This window comes from Streptomyces sp. NBC_00663 (assembly GCF_036226885.1).
Lineage (GTDB): Bacteria > Actinomycetota > Actinomycetes > Streptomycetales > Streptomycetaceae > Streptomyces.
The window spans coordinates 7,314,863-7,340,537 of record NZ_CP109027.1 but is presented as its reverse complement, the minus strand read 5'-3'; the positions used below and the strand labels follow the sequence as shown (position 1 = coordinate 7,340,537).

21 protein-coding genes are annotated in these 25,675 nt (G+C 70.1%); 8 read left to right on the top strand and 13 right to left on the bottom strand.

The annotated features are described in order from the left end of the window. Positions 1-33 precede the first annotated feature (33 nt). From OG866_RS33220 to uvrC, 11 genes are all read right to left on the bottom strand, one after another. Complete coding sequence (locus tag OG866_RS33220) at positions 34-1,302, bottom strand: MFS transporter (protein WP_329340476.1); 1,269 nt, start codon at positions 1,300-1,302, stop codon at positions 34-36. Between the two features lie 152 nt (positions 1,303-1,454). After that, a complete protein-coding gene (locus OG866_RS33215; RefSeq protein WP_003957010.1) occupies positions 1,455-1,790 on the bottom strand; it encodes an RNA polymerase-binding protein RbpA in 336 nt (111 codons plus the stop codon). Positions 1,791-1,989: 199 nt separating this feature from the next. Beyond that, positions 1,990-2,220 (bottom strand): preprotein translocase subunit SecG, encoded by a 231-nt coding sequence (gene secG, locus OG866_RS33210; protein WP_059197350.1) that lies wholly within the window; start codon positions 2,218-2,220, stop codon positions 1,990-1,992. A gap of 102 nt (positions 2,221-2,322) precedes the next feature. After that, positions 2,323-3,099 (bottom strand): triose-phosphate isomerase, encoded by a 777-nt coding sequence (gene tpiA / locus OG866_RS33205; protein WP_329340473.1) that lies wholly within the window; start codon positions 3,097-3,099, stop codon positions 2,323-2,325. A gap of 6 nt (positions 3,100-3,105) precedes the next feature. After that, the gene (locus OG866_RS33200; RefSeq protein ID WP_329340471.1) at positions 3,106-4,317 is read right to left on the bottom strand and encodes a phosphoglycerate kinase; all 1,212 of its coding nucleotides are present in this window, start codon (positions 4,315-4,317) and stop codon (positions 3,106-3,108) included. A 122-nt stretch (positions 4,318-4,439) separates the two neighbouring features. Beyond that, the gene (gap, locus tag OG866_RS33195; protein ID WP_329340469.1) at positions 4,440-5,450 is read right to left on the bottom strand and encodes a type I glyceraldehyde-3-phosphate dehydrogenase; all 1,011 of its coding nucleotides are present in this window, start codon (positions 5,448-5,450) and stop codon (positions 4,440-4,442) included. 255 nt (positions 5,451-5,705) lie between these two features. Next, positions 5,706-8,657 carry a M14 family metallopeptidase gene (locus OG866_RS33190; protein ID WP_329340467.1) on the bottom strand — a complete coding sequence of 984 codons (2,952 nt, stop codon included), beginning with the start codon at positions 8,655-8,657 and terminating at the stop codon, positions 5,706-5,708. Positions 8,658-8,803: 146 nt separating this feature from the next. Then, positions 8,804-9,793: a DNA-binding protein WhiA gene (gene whiA, locus OG866_RS33185; RefSeq protein ID WP_329340465.1), complete on the bottom strand. Its 990-nt coding sequence runs from the start codon at positions 9,791-9,793 to the stop codon at positions 8,804-8,806. After that, positions 9,784-10,860, bottom strand: a complete 1,077-nt coding sequence (locus tag OG866_RS33180) for a gluconeogenesis factor YvcK family protein (protein WP_329340464.1) — start codon at positions 10,858-10,860, stop codon at positions 9,784-9,786. Before OG866_RS33180 ends, whiA begins: the two co-directional genes overlap by 10 nt. Beyond that, a complete protein-coding gene (rapZ, locus tag OG866_RS33175; protein WP_329340463.1) occupies positions 10,857-11,816 on the bottom strand; it encodes an RNase adapter RapZ in 960 nt (319 codons plus the stop codon). The genes OG866_RS33180 and rapZ overlap by 4 nt, the downstream gene beginning before the upstream one ends. Then, complete coding sequence (uvrC, locus tag OG866_RS33170) at positions 11,813-13,897, bottom strand: excinuclease ABC subunit UvrC (RefSeq protein ID WP_329340462.1); 2,085 nt, start codon at positions 13,895-13,897, stop codon at positions 11,813-11,815. Before uvrC ends, rapZ begins: the two co-directional genes overlap by 4 nt. Before the next feature lie 453 nt (positions 13,898-14,350). Here uvrC and OG866_RS33165 point away from each other — a divergent pair, with 453 nt between their 5' ends. The 3 genes from OG866_RS33165 to OG866_RS33155 all read left to right on the top strand — a co-directional run bounded on the left by OG866_RS33165 (position 14,351) and on the right by OG866_RS33155 (position 17,478). After that, complete coding sequence (locus OG866_RS33165; protein ID WP_329340461.1) at positions 14,351-15,310, top strand: hypothetical protein; 960 nt, start codon at positions 14,351-14,353, stop codon at positions 15,308-15,310. A 186-nt stretch (positions 15,311-15,496) separates the two neighbouring features. Then, positions 15,497-16,570 (top strand): LacI family DNA-binding transcriptional regulator, encoded by a 1,074-nt coding sequence (locus OG866_RS33160; RefSeq protein ID WP_329340459.1) that lies wholly within the window; start codon positions 15,497-15,499, stop codon positions 16,568-16,570. Further along, positions 16,567-17,478, top strand: a complete 912-nt coding sequence (locus tag OG866_RS33155; RefSeq protein WP_329340458.1) for a carbohydrate kinase family protein — start codon at positions 16,567-16,569, stop codon at positions 17,476-17,478. Before OG866_RS33160 ends, OG866_RS33155 begins: the two co-directional genes overlap by 4 nt. 40 nt (positions 17,479-17,518) lie before the next feature. Here the strand turns inward: OG866_RS33155 and OG866_RS33150 are convergent, their stop codons facing one another. Both OG866_RS33150 and uvrA read right to left on the bottom strand, forming a co-directional pair. Next, complete coding sequence (locus OG866_RS33150) at positions 17,519-17,980, bottom strand: DUF4231 domain-containing protein (RefSeq protein WP_329340456.1); 462 nt, start codon at positions 17,978-17,980, stop codon at positions 17,519-17,521. A gap of 150 nt (positions 17,981-18,130) precedes the next feature. Next, on the bottom strand, positions 18,131-21,178 hold the full coding sequence (uvrA, locus tag OG866_RS33145; protein ID WP_329340454.1) for an excinuclease ABC subunit UvrA: 3,048 nt from the start codon (positions 21,176-21,178) through the stop codon (positions 18,131-18,133). 225 nt (positions 21,179-21,403) lie between these two features. Between uvrA and OG866_RS33140 the strand changes: the two genes are divergently transcribed. From OG866_RS33140 to OG866_RS33120, 5 genes are all read left to right on the top strand, one after another. Continuing rightward, positions 21,404-22,090, top strand: coding sequence for a maleylpyruvate isomerase family mycothiol-dependent enzyme (locus OG866_RS33140; RefSeq protein ID WP_329340452.1), 687 nt, complete (start codon positions 21,404-21,406; stop codon positions 22,088-22,090). Between the two features lie 21 nt (positions 22,091-22,111). Beyond that, a complete protein-coding gene (locus OG866_RS33135) occupies positions 22,112-22,768 on the top strand; it encodes an MBL fold metallo-hydrolase (RefSeq protein WP_329340450.1) in 657 nt (218 codons plus the stop codon). A 363-nt stretch (positions 22,769-23,131) separates the two neighbouring features. Next, complete coding sequence (locus OG866_RS33130; RefSeq protein WP_329340448.1) at positions 23,132-24,019, top strand: ABC transporter substrate-binding protein; 888 nt, start codon at positions 23,132-23,134, stop codon at positions 24,017-24,019. Next, entirely contained in the window at positions 24,016-24,912 is an 897-nt protein-coding gene (locus OG866_RS33125; RefSeq protein WP_329340446.1) for an amino acid ABC transporter permease, read from the top strand. Before OG866_RS33130 ends, OG866_RS33125 begins: the two co-directional genes overlap by 4 nt. Next, a complete protein-coding gene (locus OG866_RS33120; RefSeq protein ID WP_329340443.1) occupies positions 24,909-25,673 on the top strand; it encodes an amino acid ABC transporter ATP-binding protein in 765 nt (254 codons plus the stop codon). The genes OG866_RS33125 and OG866_RS33120 overlap by 4 nt, the downstream gene beginning before the upstream one ends. Positions 25,674-25,675: the final 2 nt, after the last annotated feature.

Genomic DNA, 25,675 nt, shown 5'->3' with positions numbered 1-25,675 from the left:
TCGTGCCTGTCCCAGCCGGTCCAACCTAGTTGATCAGCGGGTGACATGAGCTGTCGTGGCGCCGTCCTGCGGTGCAACAACAGGTACGTCCCGCTTGAACGCCGGTATCAACGAGGCGACGGACAGGATGAAGAACACGGCCGCGAGCAGAGCCGGGGTGTTGAGCCCCCAGGCGGTGGCGACGGCCCCGCCCAGCAGGGCCCCTACGGGTGCCCCGGCGACGCCCAGGGTCCGGAAGGCGGAGCTGACCCTGCCCAGCATCTCGGCGGGGCTGCGCTGCTGCATGAGCGTCGTCGTGTTGACGTTCCACACCATGCCCAGGAGCCCGAAGAGGGCCATCGCGGCGACCAGCGCGGTCAGGCTGCGGACGGTTCCCATGACGACGAGCGCGCCGATCTGTGTGCTTCCGGCGAGCAGCACCGCCCGTACCCGCCCCATCCGGGAGACGAGCAGCCGGTTGACCGCTCCCCCGGCGAGCGAGCCGACGGTGTAGGCCGTGGTCGCCGCCACGTACCCGGTGCGTCCGGCGTCCAGCCAGCCGGTCACCAGGAGGACCATGGTCGCGATGAGGGCGCCCACGCCGATGTTGCACAGGGCGGTGGCGGCGCACAGGCCGCGCAGGGCCCGGTCGCGGGCGAGGGTGCGCAGGCCCTCGGTGATTTCTTTGCGCAGGGTGCTGCCGGCCGGTCTCCGCTTGCGGCTGGGGGTGGGAGGGCGCAGTGAGGCCACCAGCGCGGCGGCCAACAGGAAGGTCGCCGCGTCGGCCGCGAAGGGCAGCGCGGCGCCGCCCGCCAGCAGCAGCGGTACGACGGGGGCGCCCAGCAGCCCGCCCGCGATCTTCTGCCCGGTCATCAGCCGGGCGTTGGCGCTGCCGAGGGCGTCGCTGTCGACCAGGGACGGCAGCAGTGCGGTGGAGGCGTTGTCGAAGAGGGTCTGGAACGTGGTCAGCGCGAAGGCGAGCGCGATGAGCAGGCCGATGGAGGCGTGCCCCAGGCCGACGGCGACGGCGAAGCAGGCGACGAGCAGACCTCGTAGGGCATCCACCGTCCACATCGCGCGCCGCTGGTCCACACGGTCCGCGACGGCGCCGCCGAGCAGCCCGAAGACCAGCCAGGGCAGATAACCGCAGGCGGTGACGGCCGCTATCGCCAGGGGCTCGTCGGTCAGGGTGGCGGCCAGCAGCGGCAGCGCCGCCGTACGCAGCGCGTCTCCGAAGCTGGAGAGCACCGCGGCACCCCACAGCCGCCCGAACCCCCCACGCCACGCGGGCGCACCCGCGCCACCCACAGCCTCGACCGCCACGGCTTCCCCCTCACGATTCGCACGCGTTGAAGCGATGCACAAACCGTAGAGGTCACCACTGACAGTCGGCCGGGCCTGTGGACAACCCCCGGCGACCGGCGTGAAAACAGCTCCGGCCAGACACCTCTCGGTGCCCGGCCGGTCGTCAAGTCCTAGATCTCGCCCCGCAGTTTGGCGAGTGCCTCGGCGAGGATCGCCTCGCCGTCCGCGTCGCTGCGCCGCTCCCGTACATACGCGAGGTGCGTCTTGTACGGCTCGGTGCGCGGGGGGTCCGGCGGGTTGTCCCGGTCCTGTCCGGCGGGGAAGCCGCAGCGCGGGCAGTCCCAGGTGTCGGGAACCTGCGCGTCGCTGGCGAAGCTGGGCTGCGTCTCGTGCCCGTTGGAGCACCAGAAGGAGATGCGCAGTCGGGGCGCGGACTCGCCCCGCTCGGCCTCGCCCATCGGCCCCGCCCCGACCCGGCTTCCTCGGATCGCGTTGCCACTTGCCACGGTCGTAACTCCCTGCGTGATGGTGCCGCGAAGCGAGTCGGCGTTTCGCTTCGTTGCGAGCGCCTCAGTCTACGTAAGGCCCAACGCGCGTCCAGTGATTGGAGTTACAGCCCCCACATCTAGACGCAAGCCCCATGATAGGCCGCGCTCAGGAGCGCGTACCGAACATGGGGCCTTACGTACGGAATGGATGTGCCGGTCAGTTGTTCGTCTTCATCAACAGACCGAGCACGATGATGCACGCGAACCAGAGCAGACCGACCACGATGGTGATCCGGTCGAGGTTGCGCTCGGCGACGGAGGAACCGCCGACGGAGGACTGCATGCCGCCGCCGAACATGTCGGAGAGGCCGCCACCCTTGCCCTTGTGCATCAGCACCAGCAGCATCATCAGCGCGCTGAAGACGATCAGGGCGATCGAGAACCCCATAACCACGGCTGGACCAACTTCCTCGGATCTGGACGGACGACGGGGGCACAGCCGCCGGGCTGTGCCCCCGCAAGGGTACGACGGATCGCCGCTACCGCATACTTACTGGTCGCGGAAGCGCACGATCTTGACGAACTCGTCGGCATCGAGCGACGCACCGCCCACGAGCGCACCGTCGATGTCGGGCTGCGCCATGATCTCGGCGACGTTGCCCGACTTCACGGAGCCGCCGTACTGGATGCGGACCTGGTCGGCCAGCTCCTGCGTGTACAGCTCGGCGACCTTGCCGCGGATGGCCGCGCAGACCTCCTGGGCGTCCTCGGCGCCGCAGACCTTGCCGGTGCCGATGGCCCACACGGGCTCGTAGGCGATCACGACGGACTCGGCCTGCTCGGCCGGGAGGTCCTTCAGACCGCCCTCGACCTGGGCGAGGGTGTGGGAGACGTGGTTGCCCGCCTCGCGGACGTCCAGCTCCTCGCCGACGCACAGGATCGGGGTCAGGCCGTGCTTGTAGGCGGCCTTGACCTTGGCGTTGACGATCTCGTCGGTCTCGGCGTGGTACTGGCGGCGCTCGGAGTGGCCGATGGCCACGTAGGTGCACTTCAGCTTGGCCAGCATCGCCCCGGAGATCTCGCCGGTGTAGGCGCCGGAGTCCTGGGCCGAGATGTCCTGGGCACCGTACTTGATCTTGAGCTTGTCGCCGTCGACCAGGGTCTGCACGGAGCGCAGATCGGTGAAGGGCGGCAGGACGGCGACCTCGACGGCCTCGTAGTCCTTGTCGGCCAGGGCGAAAGCGAGCTTCTGGACGTGTGCGATGGCCTCGAGGTGGTTGAGGTTCATCTTCCAGTTACCCGCCATGATCGGCGTGCGAGTGGTCATGCGGGGTCAGTCCTCCAGTGCGGCGAGGCCGGGGAGCGTCTTGCCCTCGAGGTATTCGAGGGAGGCGCCGCCGCCGGTCGAGATGTGGCCGAATGCGTTCTCGTCGAAGCCGAGCGTGCGCACGGCCGCGGCGGAGTCTCCACCGCCGACGACGGTGAAGCCGTCCGAGTCGATGAGAGCCTGGGCGACCGCCTTGGTGCCCTCGGCGTAGTCGGGGTGTTCGAAGACGCCCATCGGGCCGTTCCAGAACACGGTCTTGGCGTCGGTGAGCTTGCCGGCGTACAGCTCGCCGGTCTTCGGGCCGACGTCCAGGCCCAGGGATCCCTCGGGGATGTCGGACGCGTCGACGACGGCGTGCTCGGTGGGCGCCTTGGCCTTCAGGTCGGGGAAGCCCGCGGAGACCACGACGTCGACCGGGAGCACCAGCTCGACGCCGAGCTTCTCGGCGCGCTCCAGGTACTCGATGACGGTCGGGATCTGGTCCTCCTGGAGCAGCGAGGCGCCGACCTCGTAGCCCTTGGCCTTGAGGAAGGTGAAGGCCATGCCGCCGCCGATGAGGATGCGGTCGGCCTTGCCGAGGAGCTGGTCGATGACGGCCAGCTTGTCGGAGACCTTGGATCCGCCGAGCGCGACGGCGTAGGGCCGCTGGACGTCCTCGGTGAGCTTCTTCAGGACGCCGACCTCGGTGGCGATGAGGTAGCCGGCGTAGTGCGGCAGCTTGCCCGGGAGGTCGAAGACCGAGGCGTGCTTGCGGTGCACGGCGCCGAAGCCGTCGCCGACGTACACGTCCGCGAGGGCGGCCAGCTGGTCGGCGAAGGCGGCGCGCTCGGCGTCGTCCTTGGCGGTTTCGCCGGCGTTGAAGCGCAGGTTCTCGACGACCGCGACCTGGCCGTCGGCGAGGCCGGCGACGGTGGACGTGGCGGACTCGCCGACGGTGTCGGTCGCGAAGGCGACGTCGGCGCCGAGGAGTTCACCGAGGCGCGCGGCGGCCGGGGCGAGGGAGAACGCCGGGTCCGGGGCACCCTTGGGGCGGCCCAGGTGGGAGGCGACGACCACACGGGCGCCCGCCTCGGCCAGCGCCTTGACGGTGGGCAGCACCGCGCGGATACGGCCGTCGTCGGTGATCGTGGTGCCGGCCAGCGGCACGTTGAGGTCGGCGCGGACGAAGACCCGCTTGCCGGCGACTCCTTCGGCGAGGAGTTCGTCGATCGTCTTCATATAGGGGACTCCTGGGGAGGGCTCTGGATCGTACGAAAGCTGATCACATGAGCGAGGGCTCGGACAACGCGCCGTCGCGCTGCCCGAGCCCTGCACTCATGTCAAGCTGCCTGCTCTGTCGGTCAGAGCTGGTTGCCGACGAAGACCGTCAGGTCGACGAGGCGGTTGGAGTAGCCCCACTCGTTGTCGTACCAGCCGAGGATCTTCACCGACTTGCCCTCCTGGACCATGGTCAGGGAGGAGTCGAAGGTGCAGGAGGCCGGGTCGCTGACGATGTCGGAGGACACGATCGGGTCCTCGGTGTAGAAGAGGATGCCCTTGAGGTCGCCGTCGTCGGCGGCCTTCTTGAACGCGGCGTTGACCTCGTCCTTGGTGACCTCGCGCTGGAGCTCGACGACCAGGTCGGTGGCCGAACCGGTCGGGACCGGCACGCGCATCGCGATGCCGTCGAGCTTGCCCTTGAGCTGCGGGAGGACCAGGGCGGTGGCCTTCGCGGCACCCGTCGTGGTCGGGATGATGTTCTCGGCGGCGGCGCGGGCGCGGCGCAGGTCCGAGTGCGGGAAGTCCAGGATGCGCTGGTCGTTGGTGTACGCGTGCACCGTCGTCATCAGGCCCTTGACGATGCCGAAGTTCTCGTCCAGGACCTTGGCCATCGGCGCCACACAGTTGGTGGTGCAGGAGGCGTTGGAGATGACGTGGTGGTTGGCCGCGTCGTACTTGTCCTGGTTGACACCCATCACGATGGTGATGTCCTCGTCCTTGGCCGGAGCCGAGATGAGGACCTTCTTCGCGCCACCGGCGATGTGCTTCTCGGCGTCGGCCTTCTTGGTGAAGATGCCGGTCGACTCGATGACGATGTCGACGCCCAGCCGACCCCACGGGATGTCGGCGGGGTTGCGCTCCGACAGCACCTTGATGGTGTGACCGTCGACGGTGATCGTGTCGGCGGTGTGCGTCACCTCGGCCTTGAGGCGGCCCAGGATGGTGTCGTACTTCAGCAGGTGAGCGGTGGTCGCGGTGTCACCCAGGTCGTTGACTGCCACGATCTCGATGTCTGCACCCTGCTCCAGCAGTGCGCGGAAGTAGTTGCGACCGATACGACCGAAGCCGTTGATGCCTACGCGGATCGTCACGAACCGATCTCCTCGTTGGTACGCCGGCTATGCGGTGCCGGCGAGCTCTGTTTGGGATGTCCCCGACCGCCTACGACCCTACCTCTCCGATGCCTCGTCAGTGACATCGAGATGGCCCATACACGGGCAGGCGGTCCGTACCCGCCAGTAGGGGTACGGACCGCCCGGGCCGAAAAGCTCTATGGCCCGAATTGACTACGGAGAGTCAGTCAGTGTTGACCAGTGCGCTCCCCGCTCGTCCGTGTTTGTCCGCGCTCATCCGTCGAGCGCCGTGAGCGCCTTTCCGAGCAGTGCCGTGCGGTCGGCCGCCGCGGTGACGTGCTCCAGGCCGAAGCCCAGCAGCACGGTGTCGTCCGTGGTGACGGCGCCGTACGTCTTGAAAAGTTCACCGGCGAGCCCCCAGTCCTTGACGACCGCCGGGCTGCCCGCGGGCGGTCCGGGGACGCTCCAGGCACCCAGCGAGGTCTCGAAGCCCTCGGTCTCCACGGCCTGGCCGCCGATGACGACGGAGGCGTTGTCGACGAGGACGCCGCGACCGCCGCTGCCGGGGTCGGTGATGTAGCTGACGGAGATCTCGACCTTCTTGCCTGCGTAGGCGGAGAGGTCGAAGGCGACCTGCTGCCACCCGGCCGACGCCCCGGTGAAGCTGTTCCACTGGCCGCTGGTGCCGGTGTTGGCGCAGCCGCCGGCGCCGAGGGTCAGATACCGCTTGAGCGCGGGGTGGGCCGCGATGAAGTACCCGGCCTCGCACTCGGCGGGTACGGCGGTGCTGGTCTGGCCGTTCTTGTCCGGAAGCGTGGTCCAGTCGTCGGCCCCGGCCGTGTGGGCCTCCAGGACGGCGTGGTCGTAGCCCTCCTCGGTGTTCCACAGCATCCGGGTCTGGAACGTGGGCGCCTGGGCGGCGGTCACGTTCGTGAGGTCGATGGTGCGGGTGAGACGGTTCCAGGCGTAGTCGCTGTGGGTGACGGCGGCCATGGAGGCGCCCTCGTAGGGGCCGTACGGGTTGATCGTGCCCGGGTAGCTGCCCGCGCCCGCGCTGGCGAACTGCGGGTACGTCGAGACCGGCAGGCTGTCCGAGGTGACGCTGAACGACCCCGCGGTGTCGAGGGGGTTGCCCGGGGCGGCGCCGAGCGCTCCGCCGGCTCCGGCGAGCTTGCCGCTGCCCTGGAAGGCGGTGGCGTTCGGCAGCGACGTACGGGTGTAGGCGCCCAGGTAGTACTGGCTGAAGTCGTTCGACAGGGTGCCGCCGCCGAGGTCGACGCTGCCGCCGGCCCGCTCACCGGCCTCGATCAGCTTGCCGCCCTCGTTGAGGAAGGCCCGCAGCTGGAGCTGGGTGGCGTTGCCGGGGATGCTCGCGCCCGTGTAGTGGACGACCGTCTTGAAGTGGTCGAGGACGCCGAGCGCGTCGGGCGCGCCCTGCGTGGCGACGTCCCAGACGATCGCCTTGCGGCCGTTGGCCTTCAGCGCGTCGACGTAGGTCTGCGCCTGGGTCGCGGTCGCGCCTTCCTCGGCGACGACGAGCGTGTCCGCGGACGGCCGTTCGGCGACCGTGTAGGTGAAGTGCGAGCTGGAGGTGGACTTTCCGCCGCGTGTCTCGCCGGTGAACCAGACCTCGACCTTGTCGCCCGGACGGGCGCCCGCGACCTTGGCGCGGTACTCGTCGAAGTAGAGGTTGTCCTCACCGCCGTACGTCTCGCCGCCCTTCCACGCCCTGAGCGACACGTCGTGCGTACGGCCGCCGTTGACGCGGTACTTGAGCTCCTTGTCGCGCACGGCCCGGCGTACGACGGCGGAGACTTCCTGGCTCGCGCCGCGCGCGTAGGACGTGCTGAACGTCTTGGGGGTGAAGTCGGCGGCCTTCAGGCCGAGCGAGGACTTCGGCTGGTCGGGCTGTTTCGCGGACTCGGCGACGGAGAGCGCGAAGGGGACGTTCTTCTCGAACTCCTGCTGGATCAGCTTCTCGTCGTCCGGGAAGTTGAAGACCGACTGGCAGTCGGCCGCGTTCCACTGGTCGTTCGGGTCGAGGTCCGAGGCGGTCTGGCAGGTCGACATCTCGGGCGTGAACATCGCCAGGCCGTTGACGTTCGAAGCGTGGCCGTCGGCCTCGCCGTTGGTGGTGTAGAGCTCCGAGGAGACCTGCGGCCGGTAGCCGGGGATCGCGGAGTTGTCGGGGGTGCCGGCGAGCGCCTTGTACATGACGTCGTCCGGAGTGTCGGTGGCCACCTGCCAGCCGACTCCGTAGAGGAGGAGTTCGGCGGCGGAGTGGTAGTTGATGCCGTACGTGAACCCGATCCGCTTCTCGAAGGCGTCGAGCGCCTTGGTCTCGGGCTCGGAGCCCGGTTCCGTGCCGCGGTAGGTCTCGCTGGTGGGGTTGGGGGACGAACCCTCGTCGTCGTAGCCCCACTTGTAGGAGAAGTTGCGGTTGAGGTCGACGCCGTCGCCGATGGCGATGGAGCCGTCGCCGTTGTTGTCGCGCAGGTTCTTGCGCCACAGACGCTGGTCGGTGCCGGTGAACGTGTAGTCGTAGCCGTCGGGGTTGGCCGAGAGGACGAACCACAGTTCGGTGGAGTCGACGATCTTCTTGATCCGCTGGTCGGTCTTGTAGTGGTCCAGGTAGTAGTGGAGCAGCCGCCGGGTCATCTCCGGGGTGATCCACTCGCGCGCGTGCTGGTTGGACATGTAGAGGACGGAGGGCTTGGCGCCGTCCTTGGTGTGCTTCGCGTTCTTGGTCAGTTTGACCGCGAGGATGTCCTGGCCGTTCACGGTCTTGCCGATGGAGACCGCCTTGGTGAGGCCGGGGTTGGCCTGGGCGGTGGCGAGGATCTCCTGCTTGAGGCCGCCACTGCCGCTGTAGGGGCGGTACACGCCCTCGGCGGCGGCGTCGACGCGGGCCTCGGCCTTGGCGGAGAGGGTGTGCTCGGTGAGCTCGACGCCCTGTTTCTCCAGCTTGTCGGCCTGTTTGTCGGTGAGGTAGACCTCGACGGTCGCGGTGCCCTTCGCGGGTACCTGCTCACTCAGTTCGTGGCCGTCCTGACCGGCCGCCAGCAGCAGGGGTACCTGCGCGCTGGTGACATCGGCCCGGAAGACCTTGATCTCGTCGGGACCGGGAGAGCCGGCGCTCTCCGCGGCGTGGGCGAGCGGCGCGAGGCCCGCGCCGCCCAGAAGGAGTGCGCCAACGGCGAGGATCGGTCTCGCTCTGCGTCTCATGTGCCCCCCTTGCGGTGGTCCGCCACAGCAGCGAACGTATGCCAGGCTCATGACACTTCATGATCCAGTCAAGGGTGCCTCACAGACATGCGAAAGCCGGTGCCGTTCACCCAAGCGGGCGGCGGCACCGGCGCATTGACGAGGGGTCAGCCTGCCAGGTTGTCGGCCATCTCCTCGGTGATGCTGGACTCCGTACCCGGAATGCCGAGGTCCTGGGCCCGCTTGTCGGCCATGGCGAGCAGTCGGCGGATACGGCCCGCGACGGCGTCCTTGGTCAGCGGCGGGTCGGCGAGCGCGCCCAGCTCCTCCAGGGAGGCCTGCTTGTGGTCCATGCGCAGCCGCCCGGCGGCGGCGAGGTGCTCGGGCACGTCGTCGGCGAGGATCTCCAGCGCGCGCTGGACCCGGGCACCGGCGGCGACGGCCGCGCGGGCCGAGCGGCGCAGGTTGGCGTCGTCGAAGTTGGCGAGCCGGTTCGCCGTCGCCCGCACCTCGCGACGCATCCGGCGCTCCTCCCAGGCCAGCACCGACTCGTGCGCGCCGAGCCGGGTGAGCAGCGCGCCGATCGCGTCGCCGTCCCGGACGACCACGCGGTCCACTCCGCGCACCTCGCGGGCCTTCGCGGCGATGGACAGCCGCCGGGCGGCGCCGACCAGGGCGAGCGCGGCCTCGGGACCCGGGCAGGTCACCTCCAGGGAGGAGGAACGGCCGGGCTCGGTGAGCGAGCCGTGCGCCAGGAACGCCCCGCGCCAGGCCGCCTCCGCGTCACAGGTGGCCCCGGAGACGACCTGCGGGGGCAGACCGCGGATCGGGCGGCCCCGGCCGTCGACCAGGCCGGTCTGCCGGGCCAGCTGGTCACCGCCGGCGACGACCCTCACGACGTAACGCGAGCCGCGGCGCAGTCCGCCCGGCGCCATCACGATCAGCTCCGAGCTGTGGCCGAAGATCTCCAGGATGTCCCGCTTGAGCCGACGGGCCGCCATCGCGGTGTCCAGCTCCGCCTCGATCACGATGCGCCCGCTCACCAGGTGAAGGCCGCCGGCGAACCGCAGGATGGCCGAGACCTCCGCCTTTCTGCAGCAGGTCCGGGTGACGGGGAGCCGGGAGATCTCGTCCTTCACCGCTGCCGTCATCGCCATGGGCCGATCCTTCCATGCATCCGAAAAATACGGTCGTACGCGGCGGCCAAGAGCTCCGGATCGTGCCTCGGGGTTCCGTCGGGCCGGGCCACCGGGGCCAGCTCGACCGCGGCGCCGAACCGCTTGGCGGCATCGGTGAGCGAGTCACGGTCGGGCACGGCGGCCTCGTCGGCCAGCACCACGTCCAGGGCGAGTTTAGGGGCGTGTCGTCCCAAAACCTCCAAATGACGCTGCGGGGAGAAGCCATCGGTTTCTCCGGGCTGCGGCGCGAGGTTCAGCGAGAGTACCCGGCGCGCCTTCGTCTCCGTGAGCGCGTCCAGCAGTTCCGGCACCAGCAGGTGCGGGATGACCGAGGAGAACCAGGAGCCCGGACCGAGGACCACCCAGTCCGCGTCCAGGACCGCGGCCACCGCCTCGGGGACCGCGGGCGGGTCGTGCGGCACGACGTGCACGGACTGCACCTCGCCCGGGGTGAGGGCGACGGTGGCCTGGCCGCGGACGGTGTCCACGTCCTCCGGCCGCTCCGGGTCGTGCCCCTTGACCAGCGCCTGGAGCTCCAGGGGTACGGCGGACATGGGCAGCACGCGTCCGTGCGCGCCGAGCAGCTTGCCGACCAGGTCCAGGGCCTGGACATGGTCGCCGAGCTGCTCCCACAGGGCGACGATCAGCACATTGCCGACCGCGTGGTCGTGCAGGTCGCCCTTGGAGTGGAAGCGGTGCTGGATGACGCGGGCCCAGGTCTGGCCCCAGTCGTCGTCCCCGCACAGCGCGGCCAGCGCCTTGCGCAGATCGCCGGGCGGCAGGACACCCAGCTCGTCGCGGAGCCGGCCGCTGGAGCCGCCGTCGTCGGCGACGGTGACGACGGCGGTGAGGTCGCCGGTGATCCGGCGCAGCGCGGCGAGCGAGGCGGACAGGCCCATGCCGCCGCCGAGGGCGACGACCTTGGGCTGGGCGCCGCGGCGGCGGGGCCTGGCGCCCCGGGTCTCGACGGGCCGGCCCGCGCGGGACTCGGGCACCGTCCGGCCCAGCCTGCCGAGCCGGCCCAGCCGCGGAGAACGTGCGGTCATTCGCGTCCCATGTCCCGGTGTACGACCACCGTCTCCACACCCTGGGAGACGAGGCGGGCGGCGAGCTTCTCGGAGGTGGCGACGGAGCGGTGCTTGCCGCCGGTGCAGCCGACCGCGATGGTCACGTACCGCTTGCCCTCGCGGCGGTAGCCGGCCGCGATCAGCTGGAGCAGTTCGCTGTAGCGGTCGATGAACTCCTTGGCGCCGGGCTGGTTGAAGACGTACGCCGACACCTCCTCGTTCAGGCCGGTGTACGGCCGCAGCTCCGGGACCCAGTGCGGGTTGGGCAGGAAGCGCATGTCCACGACGAGGTCGGCGTCGACCGGGAGGCCGTACTTGAAGCCGAAGGACATGACGGTGGCCCGCAGCTCGGGCTCCTCCTCACCGGCGAACTGGGCGTCCATCTTGGCGCGCAGCTCGTGCACGTTGAGGCTGGAGGTGTCGATGACCAGGTCGGCGTCGCCGCGCAGCTCGCGCAGGAGCTCGCGCTCGGCGTCGATGCCGTCGACGATGCGGCCGTCGCCCTGGAGGGGGTGCGGGCGGCGCACGGACTCGAAGCGGCGCACCAGGGCGTCGTCGGAGGACTCCAGGAAGACGATCCGCCGGGTGACGTGCTTGGCCTCCAGGTCGGCGAGGGACTCGCGGAGGTTGTCGAAGAAGCGCCGGCCGCGGACGTCGACGACCACCGCGATCCGGGCGACGTTGCCCTGCGAGCGGGCGCCCAGCTCCACCATGGTGGGGATCAGCGCGGGCGGGAGGTTGTCGACGACGAACCAGCCGAGGTCCTCCAGACACTTGGCGGCGGTCGACCGGCCGGCCCCGGACATGCCGGAGATGATCACCAGCTCCGGGATGGCCACGTCGGGGGTTCCGGCCGCGTCAGCGGTCGTACCCGTACTCACCTGTGCTCCGTCTCCGTTTTGGCTCTCTTGGCCTTCGTGCTCGTTCACATTCATGTCTCCTGCCCCCGTCGTTCGTCCGGGGCGCCCGCCGTCGCGGGCTCCCCACCGGAACCCATGATGTCGGGTTCCTCTTCCATGATCTCTCCAGTAGCTGTGTTCACGGCAGGCGCGGCCGGTGCCGCCTGGGCCAGGGCCACGGCAATGGTCTCGGCCGTTTTGCGGCCTATGCCGGGAACCTCGCAGATCTGATCGATGGTGGCAGATCGAAGTTTCTTCAACGAGCCGAAATGTTTCAGAAGCGCCTGCTTACGGGTGTCCCCGAGCCCCGGTACGTCGTCCAGCGGGCTGGACCGGAACCGCTTGGCCCGCTTGGTGCGCTGGTAGGTGATCGCGAAGCGGTGGGCCTCGTCACGGACGCGCTGGAGGAGATAGAGGCCCTCGCTGGTCCGCGGCAGGACGACCGGGTCGTCCTCGTCGGGGAGCCAGACCTCCTCCAGGCGCTTGGCGAGGCCGCAGACGGCGATGTCGTCGATACCGAGCTCGTCGAGGGCCTTCCTGGCGGCGGCCACCTGCGGCTGACCGCCGTCGACGACGACGAGCTGGGGCGGGTACGCGAACTTCTTCGGCCGGCCGATGTCCTCGGTGAGGGTGTTCCCGGAGGCGTCCCGGAAGTCGTCCTGTGCGGCGTCCTGGGCGACCTCTTGGGCACCCTCGTCCCCCCACTCGCCGGTCTTCTCCTTATCGGCGATGTAGCGCTTGAAGCGGCGGGTGATGACCTCGTGCATGGAGCGGACGTCGTCCTGGCCCTCGAAGCCCTTGATCTGGAAGCGGCGGTACTCGCTCTTGCGCTGGAGGCCGTCCTCGAAGACGACCATGGAGGCCACGACGTCGTCGCCCTGGAGGTGGGAGATGTCGAAGCACTCGATCCTGAGCGGGGCGCTGTCGAGGTCGAGGGCCTCGGCGATCTCCTCCAGGGCACGCGAGCGTGTGGTGAGGTCGGAGGCGCGCTTGGTCTTGTGCAGCGCGAGGGCCTGCTGGGCGTTGCGCGCGACGGTCTCCATGAGGGCCTTCTTGTCGCCGCGCTGCGGGATGCGCAGCGAGACACCCGAGCCGCGGCGTCCGGTCAGCCACTCCTGGACGGGCTCGACCGGCTCGGGCAGGGCCGGGACGAGGACCTCCTTGGGGACGGAGTCGCCGGTCTCCTCGCCGTAGAGCTGCTGGAGGGCGTGCTCCACGAGGGCGCCGGTGGTGATCTCCTCGACCTTGTCGGTGACCCAGCCGCGCTGGCCGCGCACACGTCCGCCGCGGACGTGGAAGATCTGCACGGCGGCTTCGAGCTCGTCCTCGGCGACCGCGATCAGGTCGGCGTCGGTCGCGTCGGCGAGCACGACCGCGCTCTTCTCCATGGCCTTCCTCAGGGCCCCGATGTCGTCGCGCAGACGGGCCGCCCGTTCGTACTCCATCTCCTCGGCCGCCTCCGTCATCTGCTTCTCCAGGCGGCGGAGGTAGGTGCCGGTGCGGCCGGCCATGAAGTCGCTGAACTCCTCGGCGAGCTCGCGGTGTTCCTGTGCCGACACCCGGCCGACGCAGGGCGCGGAGCACTTGCCGATGTAGCCGAGGAGGCAGGGGCGGCCGGTGCGGGCGGCGTTCTTGAAGACACCGGCGGAGCAGGTGCGGACGGGGAAGACACGCAGCAGGAGGTCGACGGTGTCGCGGATCGCCCACGCGTGTCCGTAGGGCCCGAAGTAACGGACGCCCTTCTTCTTGTGGCCGCGCATCACCTGTACGCGCGGGAACTCCTCGTTCATCGTCACCGCGAGGTACGGGTAGCTCTTGTCGTCGCGGTACTTGACGTTGAACCGGGGGTCGTACTCCTTGATCCAGGAGTACTCCAGTTGCAGGGCCTCGACCTCCGTGGACACCACCGTCCACTCCACGGACGCGGCGGTGGTCACCATCGTGCGGGTGCGGGGGTGCAGGTTCGCCAGGTCCTGGAAGTAGCTCGCCAGGCGCTGGCGCAGGCTTTTCGCCTTACCGACGTAGATCACCCGGCGGTGCTCGTCACGGAACCTGTAGACCCCGGGAGAGTCCGGGATCTGTCCCGGCCTGGGGCGGTAGCTGGAGGGGTCGGCCATGCTTCACACCCTACTGGCGGGCGGTGACAGTCCGGCGAGGCTGTGGACGAAGCCTTCAGCGGTCCGCGACCCGCGCCGCGCACCCTGCGGCCCTCGGCCATGAGAGTGCGGACCTTGCGGAGGCAGCCGATGCCTCGGCCCCCGGCCGGCAGCTCCCGGGTGTCGCTCGCCACCGGGGCGATCGGAGTCGTACTCGACAACGACCGCTTCGGCGCGCCGACTTGACTCCACCGGTCGCGTATCAGCCGCACAGGGGCCGCTGTTGGGCAGGAGGTGTTGTCGGGACTAGGTCAACACGCTTCAATGCGGGGGAACTCGGGGCCGTGAACGACGGCGCACGGAAGCGACGGCGTACGTATGTGATGACGCCCCCCGCGCCGACGGGGTGGCCCCGAGGACGTCCCCGCGCACGGTCTGACCAGCCGTTGCGAACACCCACAGAAAGGCCCCTGCATGCCGCACGCCACACAGCACGCGGACGTCGCCGCCGTCGTCGCCACCGCGGAACTGGACTCGGCCCTGCGAGGCGGCCCCTTCCACGTGGCCCTGCGTGCCGCGATCGCCGCCCGCGGTCTGCCCCTCCAGCGCGTGCAGCACCACCTCTCCCGCCACGGGGTCAAAGTCGGTGTCACCAGCCTGAGCTACTGGCAGCAGGGAGCACGGCGGCCACAGCGGCCCGAGTCGCTGCGCGCGGTCCGCGCCCTGGAGGAGATCCTCCAGTTGCCCGAGGAGTCGCTGATCAGGCTGCTCGCCGAGACCGAGGACAGTGCGGCCGGCCAGCGCCCCGCCGCCCGCTCCTACCGCTCCCTCGTCGAGGCCTCCGGCGTCCTGCAAGGGCTGCTGGCCGAACTGGGCTCACCCGTGGACGGCGGACTGCACACCCTCGGGCACCACGAGTGGGTACGCATCGGCGGGCGCCGCGAACTCCTCGGGCGCGAGTCGCACCACATCGTGCGCGCCCACAAGGACGGCGTCGACCGCTTCCTGGCCGTCCACCACGGCGACCCGGGGTGCGCACCGGAGCATATGCGGGTGCACGCGCTGGAGAACTGCCGCACGGGTCGCGTCCGGCTGCACCACGACACCGGGGTGCTGGTGGCCGAGCTGCTCTTCGACACCCGGCTGCGCGCGGGCGATACGTTCCTCTTCCGCTACGCCATCGAGGACGGCACGGCCGGTGTCTCCCGCGAGTACGTCCGCGGGTTCGGGCCGGCCGGCGGCCAGTACGCGCTCCAGGTGCGGTTCGACGAGAACGCGCTGCCGTCCCGCTGCCACCGCTTCACCCAGCACTCGCCCGCGGCCCCTCGCAGCGGCCGCCAGGAACTGGCCCTCACCGGGCTCCATCGCTCGGTCCACATCGTCGAGCCGCGGGTGCGGAGCGGGATCGTGGGGATCGGGTGGGACTGGGAGTAGAGCGCGCCCTCTGAGGCGCGGAGCCTGCCCCTGTGAGGTCGGCAGCACGCCCCTCCGATGTCCGGAGCGAGCCCCTCTGAGGCCCGGTACCGCGCGTAAACGCTTGCGCAAGCGTTTACGCGCGGCTCTGGATGGGATACCTTCCCGGCCTGAAGGTGTTTCTGGGAGGGAACGAGGGGGGTCGCCATGCCGACCATGGCCGACGTGGCGCGCAGCGCGGGCGTCTCCGTGGCGACCGTCTCGCATGTGCTCAACGGCACCCGGCCGGTCCTCCCCCACACCCGCCAGGCGGTCCTCGACGCCATGGACGAGCTCGGTTACACGCCCAACACGCTCGCCCGTGCCCTGGTGACGTCCCGCACCCGTTCCATAGGGCTCGCGGTGTCGGCGATCAGCAATCCGTACTTCACTGAGATCCTCCAGGGCGTCGAGGCCGAGGCACTGCGACACGGCTACAGCCTCCTCATCGCCGACCCGCACGACGACCCCGTCCATGAGCGCAAGGTCGTCCAGCTCCTGCACGAGCGCCGGGTGGACGGCATGATCGTCGCCCCCTCCGCGGAACCCGGAGAGCTGCTGGCCTACCTGGACCGCCATCGGGTACCGACGGTGCTGCTGGACCGGGTGGTCGGCGACGCGCCTCGTTTCGACCAGGTGTGCGCCGAGAACATCGGGCCGACCGGCCTGCTGGTCACCCACCTCGCCGGCCTGGGCCACCGGCGGATCGGCCTGGTCGCCGGGCTGTCCGGGCTCAGCACCAGCGATGAGCGGATCGCCGGGTACCGGTCCGGCCTCACGGCCGCCGGACTGCCGTACGACGAGCGGCTCGTCGCGCACGGCGACTCCGCGTCGGCCGGTGCCGAGCGGGCGACCGCCGCCCTGCTGGCCCTCACCGATCCGCCCACGGCACTCGTCACGGCCAACAACGCGATGACCATCGGCGCCCTGCGCGCCCTGCGCGACCACGGCGTGTCGGTGCCGGGCGACCTCGCGCTGTGCTGCTTCGACGACTTCGCCTGGGCCGACCTCTTCTCCCCCCGGCTGACCGCGATCTCCCAGCCCAGCAAGGAGATCGGCGCCGAAGCGGTACGGGTGCTGCTGGCACGGCTGGCCGCGCCGGACGAGCCCGCCCGGACCGTGCGGCTGCCCTGCACGTTCGTCCACCGCGGTTCGTGCGGCTGCGCCGAAACCGTCGCACCGCCCGCGCGGTCCGGGAAGTCCGAGAACCCTGAAGACCCTCAGAAAGGAACCGTCTCGTGATCGTCGTCGCCGGTGAGGCACTCATCGACCTGGTACCGCAGGGCACGGGAGCCCTGGCGGCGCTGACGCCGGCGCTCGGCGGCGGCCCGTACAACACGGCCGTCGCCCTCGGCCGCCTCGGCTCCCCCACCGCCTTCTGCTCCCGTACGTCGTCCGACGCGTTCGGCGAGGCCCTGCTCGACGGGCTGCGGCGGGCCTCGGTGGACGTGTCGGCCGTGCAGCGCGGCCCGGAGCCGACCACGCTGGCCGTCGCGACGATCGACACGCACGGCTCGGCCGCCTACTCCTTCTACGTGGACGGCACCGCCGACCGCCTGTTCACGGCCCCCGCCCAACTCCCCGCCGACACGCGCGCGGTGTCGTTCGGCACCTGTTCGCTGGTGCTGGAACCGGGGGCGAGCGCCTACGAGGAGCTGATGCGGGTCGCCGCCGCGCGGGGCGTGTTCACCGCGCTCGACCCCAACATCCGCACCGGGCTGATCCCGGACGCGGACGCCTACCGGGCCCGGTTCAAGAGCTGGCTGCCGTCGGTGTCGCTGCTCAAGCTCTCGGAGGAGGACGCGCTGTGGCTCGGCGGCACCCCGCGCGAGTGGCTGGCCTCGGGCCCCTCTGCCGTGGTCGTCACCCAGGGCGGTGACGGGCTGACCGCGTTCACCCGGGACGGGGGTGTGCACTCCGTGCCGGGCGAGGAGGTCGACGTGGTCGACACGATCGGCGCCGGTGACACCGTGAACGCGGCCCTGCTGCACGGCCTGGCCGCCCTCGACGCCCTGTCCGCGGAGGCGCTTGAGGCACTGCGCCCCGACGACTGGACCCGACTGCTGCGGTTCGCGGCGCGCGCGGCGGCGATCACCTGCTCACGGGCGGGGGCGGAACCGCCGTACGCCGGTGAGGTGGGGGGCTTGTAAGAGGGCTGAGCCGAGGGAGACGGCCGCAGGCAGCGGAAGGTCAGTGCGCCGTCTCGCGCTCCGCCCACTGGGTCGTCTCCTGGCTGCCGAGTTTCTCCACCTGCTCGACGAGCAGCAGTTCGGGGTTCTGAGCGGTGGCGTAGGGGCCGGCGTGGGCCAGGTACAGGTGCTCCTCGCGGCGCAGGTTCTCGCAGACCGAGCGGTAACTGATCCAGTTCTCCTGGTACTTGAAGAGCTGCTGGGTTCCCTCGACGACCGCGACCAGGGCGCCCATGAGTGCCGCGACCCAGTTCGGCGCGGAGGCCGCCACCACTACCGGGATGCCCGCCGCCAGCACCAGGGTCGCCATCTTCAGGCGCCTGAACTGGTGTTGGGCGGACTCGCTCTTCTTGTCGAACCAGCGGATCTGTTCCTGGAGGCGCTGCCATACGACGTCCGCGGGCTTTTCCTCACGGCGGTCCGGTGACGTGCCTCTGGCGGCCGGGACGACGGGTTCGGACATGGATTCCCCCTGCTGTGCAAGGCACTTGGTGCTCGGTGCTGGGCGCAGCATGACAGCCCGGGGCCTGTCGATCAAAGGGACGGGGGCCGGAAACGGTGCCGGGAGGCGGCTGTCGGCCAGCCGCCTCCCGGGATCCGGTGTTCTGCCCCGTCAGGCCTTGCGGGCCCGGGTCGCCTTCTTGGCGGGGGCCGCCTTCTTCGCGGAGGCTGCCTTCTTCGTGGTCGCGGCCGTGGTCTTGGCCGTCGCCGTCTTCTTCGCCGTCGACCTGGCCGCGACGGTCTTCTTGGTCGCCGTCTTCGCCGCGGTCCTGGCCGTCGACTTGCGCGGGGCCTTCACCGCGGCCCCGTCGCTGACCCGGTCGGCGCCGAGGACCTCGCGCAGGAACTTGCCGGTGTGGCTGGCGGGGACTCCGGCGACCTCCTCGGGGGTGCCCTCGGCGACGACGAGACCGCCGCCCGCGCCGCCCTCGGGGCCCATGTCGACGATCCAGTCGGCGGTCTTGATCACGTCGAGGTTGTGCTCGATGACGATGACCGTGTTGCCCTTGTCGACCAGGCCGGCCAGGACCTTCAGCAGCTTGCTGATGTCCTCGAAGTGCAGACCGGTGGTCGGCTCGTCGAGGACGTAGACCGTGCGCCCGGTGGACCGCTTCTGGAGCTCGCTGGCGAGCTTCACGCGCTGGGCCTCACCGCCGGACAGGGTGGTCGCGGACTGGCCGAGGCGGACATAGCCGAGACCGACGTCGTTGAGCGTCTTGAGGTGGCGGTTGATCGCCGGGACGGCCTCGAAGAAGTTCATGGCTTCCTCGATCGGCATGTTCAGGACCTCGGCGATGGACTTGCCCTTGTAGTGGACCTCCAGGGTCTCCCGGTTGTACCGGGCGCCGTGGCAGACCTCGCACGGGACGTAGACGTCCGGGAGGAAGTTCATCTCGATCTTGATGGTGCCGTCGCCCGCGCAGTTCTCGCAGCGGCCGCCCTTGACGTTGAAGGAGAAGCGGCCCGGCAGGTAGCCGCGGACCTTCGCCTCGGTGGTCTCGGCGAACAGCTTGCGGACGTGGTCGAAGACGCCGGTGTACGTCGCCGGGTTGGACCGCGGGGTGCGGCCGATGGGCGACTGGTCGACGTGGACGACCTTGTCGACGAGGTCGTCGCCGTCCACGCGCGTGTGCCGCCCGGGGACGCTGCGGGCGCCGTTGAGCTCGCGCGCCAGGTGCGTGTACAGGATGTCGTTGACCAGCGTGGACTTGCCGGAGCCGGAGACGCCGGTGACCGCGGTGAAGACGCCGAGCGGGAACGAGACGTCGATGTCCTGGAGGTTGTTCTCCCGGGCGCCGTGCACCGTGAGCAGCCGGGACGGGTCGTGCGGGCGGCGGATGTCCGGGAGCGGGATGGCCTTCTTGCCGGACAGGTACTGGCCGGTCTCCGACTCGTCGTTGGCGAGCAGCTCCTTCAGGGAGCCGCTGTGCACGACCTTGCCGCCGTGCTCGCCGGCGCCGGGGCCGATGTCGACGATCCAGTCGGCGACCTTGATGGTGTCCTCGTCGTGCTCGACGACGATGAGCGTGTTGCCCATGTCGCGCAGCCGGACCAGGGTCTCGATCAGCCGGTGGTTGTCACGCTGGTGCAGACCGATGGACGGCTCGTCGAGGACGTAGAGCACGCCGACGAGGCCGGAGCCGATCTGGGTGGCCAGGCGGATGCGCTGGGCCTCGCCGCCGGAGAGGGTGCCGGCCGCGCGGTTCAGCGAGAGGTAGTCCAGGCCGACGTCGACCAGGAACTTCAGCCGTTCGTTGACCTCCTTCAGCACCCGCTCGGCGATCTTCTTGTCGCGAGCGCTGAGCTTCAGCTCGCCCAGGAAGTCCGCGCAGTCGCTGATGGACATGCCGGAGACCTCGGCGATCGACTTCCCCATGACGGTGACCGCGAGGACGATCGGCTTCAGGCGCGTGCCCTCACAGGTGGGGCAGGGCACCTCGCGCATGTAGCCCTCGAAGCGCTCACGGCTGGCGTCGCTCTCCGACTCGCTGTGGCGGCGCTTGACGAAGGGGACGGCGCCTTCGAAGGGCGTGGTGTACACGCGCTCGCGGCCGTACCGGTTGCGGTAGCGCACCTCGATCTGCGTCTTGTGGCCGTGGAGCAGGGCCTTCTTGGCGCGCTGCGGCAGCCCGGCGAAGGGGATGTCCGTCCGGAAGCCGAGGGCGTCCGCGAGGGCGCCGATGAGACGGCCGAAGTAGTCCTTGGTGTGGCCGTGCGACCAGGGGTGGATGGCGCCCTCGTCGAGGGACTTGTCCTCGTCCGGGACGATCAGCTCCGGGTCGACCTCCATGCGCGTACCGATGCCCGTGCACTCGGGGCAGGCGCCGAAGGGCGAGTTGAAGGAGAAGGAGCGGGGCTCCAGCTCCTCGAAGGACAGGTCGTCGTAGGCGCAGTACAGGTGCTCCGAGTACATGCGCTCGCGCTCGGGGTCGTCGGCGGGGAGGTCGACGAAGTCGAGGACGACCATGCCGCCGGACAGGCCGAGGGCGGTCTCCACCGAGTCGGTGAGCCGGCGCTTGGCGGAGTCCTTCACCGTGAGCCGGTCGATGACGACCTCGATGGTGTGCTTCTCCTGCTTCTTCAGCGTGGGCGGCTCGGAGAGCTGGATGGTCTCGCCGTCGACCCGCGCGCGGGAGTAGCCCTTGGTCTGGAGGTCGGCGAACAGGTCGACGAACTCGCCCTTGCGCTCGCGCACGAGCGGCGAAAGGACCTGGAAGCGGCTCCCCTCCGGCAGCTCCAGGACCTTGTCGACGATGGCCTGCGGCGACTGGCGGGCGATGGGCCGGCCGCACTCGGGGCAGTGCGGCTTGCCGATGCGGGCGAAGAGCAGTCGCAGGTAGTCGTAGACCTCGGTGATGGTGCCGACCGTCGAGCGAGGGTTGCGGGAGGTCGACTTCTGGTCGATCGAGACGGCCGGGGAGAGGCCCTCGATGAAGTCGACGTCCGGCTTGTCCATCTGGCCGAGGAACTGGCGGGCGTACGAGGAGAGCGACTCCACGTAGCGGCGCTGGCCCTCGGCGAAGATGGTGTCGAAGGCCAGGGAGGACTTGCCCGACCCGGACAGGCCCGTGAAGACGATGAGCGAGTCACGCGGCAGGTCGAGCGAGACGTTCTTCAGGTTGTGCTCGCGCGCGCCACGGACGATGAGACGGTCGGCCACGCCGGTCCGCACCTTTCTTTCAGAGAAGTGACAGGGGCGAGGCCCCCGTGTCTTCTCACACTAGGGGGAGCCACTGACAACGCCGGTCGGATTCCCGAATGGGACAACAATCCCGGACCATCCAGCATGCCCGACGCCACGACCGACCATATAGCACGCGCATTCGATTTACGGCACCGCTTCACCACCTTCACCCAAAGGTGTGGCGGGACTAGGGTCAGCACCATGATTGATCACGCGCATGACCTGGCGTCTGTACGTGACGCTACGGACCGGCTGCTCACCGCAGTCGCCGAACTGGACAACGCGTCGGTGGCCGAGCCGTCACGGCTTCCCGGGTGGACCCGTGGTCATGTCCTCGCCCACCTCGCCCGGAACGCGGACGCCCTGGTGAACGTACTCGAAGGCCGCCCCATGTACGCCTCGGGCGACGCCCGGGACGCCGACATCGACCGCGACGCCCCGCGCCCCCTCGACGTCCAGCTCGCGGACGTCCGCGACAGCGCCGCCCGCTTCCAGGAGGCCGGGGCCGCGCCGGCCGACTGGTCGCGGATCGTGCAGCTGCGCAACGGGGTGACCGATTCGGCGGCCATGGTGCCGTTCCGGCGGTGGGTCGAGGTGGAGCTGCACCGCGTCGACCTGGGGATCGGGTACGAGCTGGAGGACGTACCGGCGGAGTTCACGGGAAGAGAGATCGCGTTCCTCGCCGACCGCTTCACCGGGCACCCCGACGTACCGCCGACACGGCTGACGGACGGCACGCGCGCGTGGACGACGGGTCGGGTGGCCGAGGCGGTCGTGGCCACCGTCACGGGACCGCCCGCGGACCTGCTCGGCTGGCTCGCCGGACGTCGGGACGGATCGACGCTGCGGGTGGAGGGCGGACGGCTGCCGGAGCTTCCTCCGCTGTGAGCGCGTCCTAGACTGACCGCCATGACGTACAGCGGACAGGTGACCGTCGGTGGCCCGGCGGACGTGCACGAACTCAAGGACCTGATGATCACCAAGATCGCGGTCGGTCCGATGAACAACAACGCCTATCTGCTGCGCTGCCGGGCCACGGACGAGCAGCTGCTGATCGACGCGGCCAACGACGCGGACGCCCTGCTCGGCATGATCGGTGACGACGGCATCGCCTCCGTCGTCACCACGCACCAGCACGGCGACCACTGGCAGGCGCTCGCCCGGGTCGTCGAGGCCACGGGCGCCCGCACCTACGCGGGCCGGGACGACGCCGCCGGCATCCCCGTGCCGACCGACGTCCTCGTCGCCGACGGCGACACCCTCCAGGTGGGCCACGTGGAACTCACCGCCCGCCATCTGGTCGGCCACACGCCGGGCTCGATCGCCCTCGTCTACGACGACCCGCACGGCCACCCCCATGTGTTCACCGGCGACTGCCTCTTCCCCGGCGGCGTGGGCAACACATGGAAGGACCCCGAGGCGTTCGCCAGCCTGATCCGCGACGTGGAGACGAAGATCTTCGACGTCCTGCCGGACGAGACATGGGTCTACCCGGGGCACGGCAACGACACGACGCTGGGCGCCGAGCGACCGCATCTGCCGGAGTGGCACGCGCGCGGGTGGTGAACGCCGGGGCGCCCGCAGCGCTCCGCACGCGCGGCGCGTGAAGGCCGGGGCGCACAGGGCCATTCCGCACGCCCGGCGTGCACGCGCACGCACGCGCCCCGTGTGAACCCTTCGCACACGCCGGTGTCATCCGCACGCTCCCGGCCTGCCTTGTTGCGCGGTCAACTGGTAACCGCCCCGCACAGGATGACGGCTCCTGCGCGGTACGGGCCGCCGGTCTTCCGATCCCCGCCCTCGACCGGCGGCCCCGGCGACGTACCCCGCACAGGGACCGTTCACGAGAACGCAACACCCGTTCCCAGTATGCGGACAAAAGCCGACGTGACCTCGACAAACGAGGCGACGTCCTGTCAATCTCCCGCCATGCACCTCGCCCCCAGCGCCCTGCGCCGCGCCGTAGCCGCCGGAACGATAGCCCTGCTCGCCACCGCCGTCGGCTGCGCTCCGCAGCCCGAGGAGGACTCGGCGGCCAAGCCCTCGGGGTCGACGAAGGGCACCGCGTGCACCAAGGGCAAGCTCGCCACCAAGACGTCCGGCAAGCTGACGATCGCCACCGACGAGCCGGCGTACGAGCCCTGGTTCAAGGACGACAAGCCCGCCAACGGCAAGGGATTCGAGTCCGCGGTCGCCTACGCGGTGGCGGAGCGGCTCGGTTACGACAAGAGCGCCGTCGTCTGGCAGAGCGTCCCCTTCAACAAGGCGTTCGCGCCCGGGGAGAAGACGTTCGACTTCGACATCAACCAGGTGTCGATCAGCGCCGAGCGCAAGAAGGCCGTGGACTTCTCGTCCGGCTACTACGACGTGCGCCAAGCCGTCATCGCCCTCAAGGGCTCCAAGGCCGCCAAGGCGACGAGCATCGCGGACCTCAAGGGCCTCAAGCTGGGCGCCCAGGTCGGCACCACCAGCCTGAACTACATCGAGGACGTGGTGAAGCCGACGCAGCAGGCCGCCGCCTACGCCAAGAACGACCAGGCCAAGTCCGCCCTGAAGAACGGCCAGGTGGACGCCATCGTCGTGGACCTGCCGACCGCCTTCTACATCACGGCGGCCGAGGTGACGGACGCCGAGATCGTCGGCCAGTTCGAGAACCAGAGCGGCACTCCGGAGCAGTTCGGGCTCGTCCTCGACAAGGGCAGCGCGCTCACGTCCTGCGTGACCGACGCCGTGGACACCCTGCGCAAGGACGGCACGCTGGCGAAGATCGAGCAGCAGTGGCTGTCCGACGCCGTCGACGCCCCGGTGCTCAAGTGACGCTCACGAAGGACGAGTCCGGCGCGGAGACGCCGGACCCGGTCGACGCGTACACGCCCTCCGCGCGGCGACTGGAACGCGAGCGCCACCAGCGCGCCCGCTCCCGCCGCGCCACGGCGATCGCCGCGGTCTCGACGCTCGTGACGGCGGTCGTCCTCTATCTGGTCGTCGTCAACGCGCCCGGCTGGCCGCGCACCAAGGAGACCTTCTTCAACGGGCAGTACGCGCGCGAGGCGCTGCCCAAGATCCTCGAAGGGCTCTGGCTCAACGTCCGGCTGCTGCTGATCTGCGGCGCGGCCGTGCTCGTCCTCGGCATGCTCATCGCCGTGGCCCGTACGCTGCGCGGCCCGGTGTTCTTCCCGCTGCGGGTGCTGGCCGCCGCCTACACGGACTTCTTCCGCGGACTTCCGCTCATCATCAACCTCATGATCGTCGTCCTGGGCGTTCCCGCGCTGCGGCTCCAGGGCGTGACGGTCGACCCGGTGTGGCTGGGCGGCACGGCGCTGACACTGACGTACTCGGCGTACGTCGCCGAGGTGTTCCGCGCCGGCATCGAGTCCATCCACCCCTCGCAGCGCGCCGCGGCCCGCTCCCTCGGCCTCTCCAACCGGCAGGCGCTGCGGTACGTGGTGCTGCCGCAGGCGGTGCGCCGTCAGGTGCCGCCGCTGCTCAACGACCTGGTGTCGCTACAGAAGGACACCGGGCTCGTGTCGATCGGCGGCGCGGTGGACGCCGTACGGGCCGCCGACATCATCGTGGGCCGCAGCCTCAACTACACGCCGTACATCGTCGCGGGCCTGGTGTTCGTGGCGCTGACCATCCCGATGACCCGCTTCACGGACTGGGTGACGGCTCGGATGGACCGTCAGCGGGCCCAGGGAGGCACCACATGAGCGACACCCCCGACGCGTCCGCCGTGCTGCGGATGGAGTCCGTCCGCAAGACCTTCGGTGACTCGGTCGTGCTGCGGGACGTCGACCTGGAGGTCGCCCCGCACACCGTGACCGCGCTGATCGGCGCCTCCGGTTCCGGCAAGTCCACGCTGCTGCGCTGCGCCAACCTCCTGGAGGAGATCGACGACGGCGCGATCTGGCTGGACGGCGAGGAGATCACCGACCCGGGCGCCGACCAGGACGCGGTACGCCGCCGTATCGGCGTGGTCTTCCAGGCGTACAACCTCTTCCCGCACATGACCGTGCTGGAGAACATCACCCTTGCCCCGCGCCGGGTGCACGGGGTGTCCCGCACCCAGGCCGAGGAACGCGGCAGGGAGCTGCTGGAGCGGCTCGGGCTCGGCGGGAAGGCGGGCGAGTACCCGGACCGGCTGAGCGGCGGTCAGCAGCAGCGGGTGGCGATCGTGCGGGCTCTGGCCGTACGTCCCCGGCTGCTGCTGCTCGACGAGATCACCGCCGCCCTCGACCCTGAGCTCGTCGGCGAGGTCCTCACCGTCGTCCGCGATCTGAAGGACGACGGCATGACCATGGTGCTGGCCACGCACGAGATGGGCTTCGCGCGGGACGTCGCCGACCAGGTTTGTTTTCTGGACGGAGGCGTTGTCCTGGAACGCGGGACGGCCGAGCAGATCTTCGGCGACCCGCAGCAGGAGCGCACACAGCGGTTCCTGCGACGGATCGTGGAGGCGGGCCGACTGTAAGG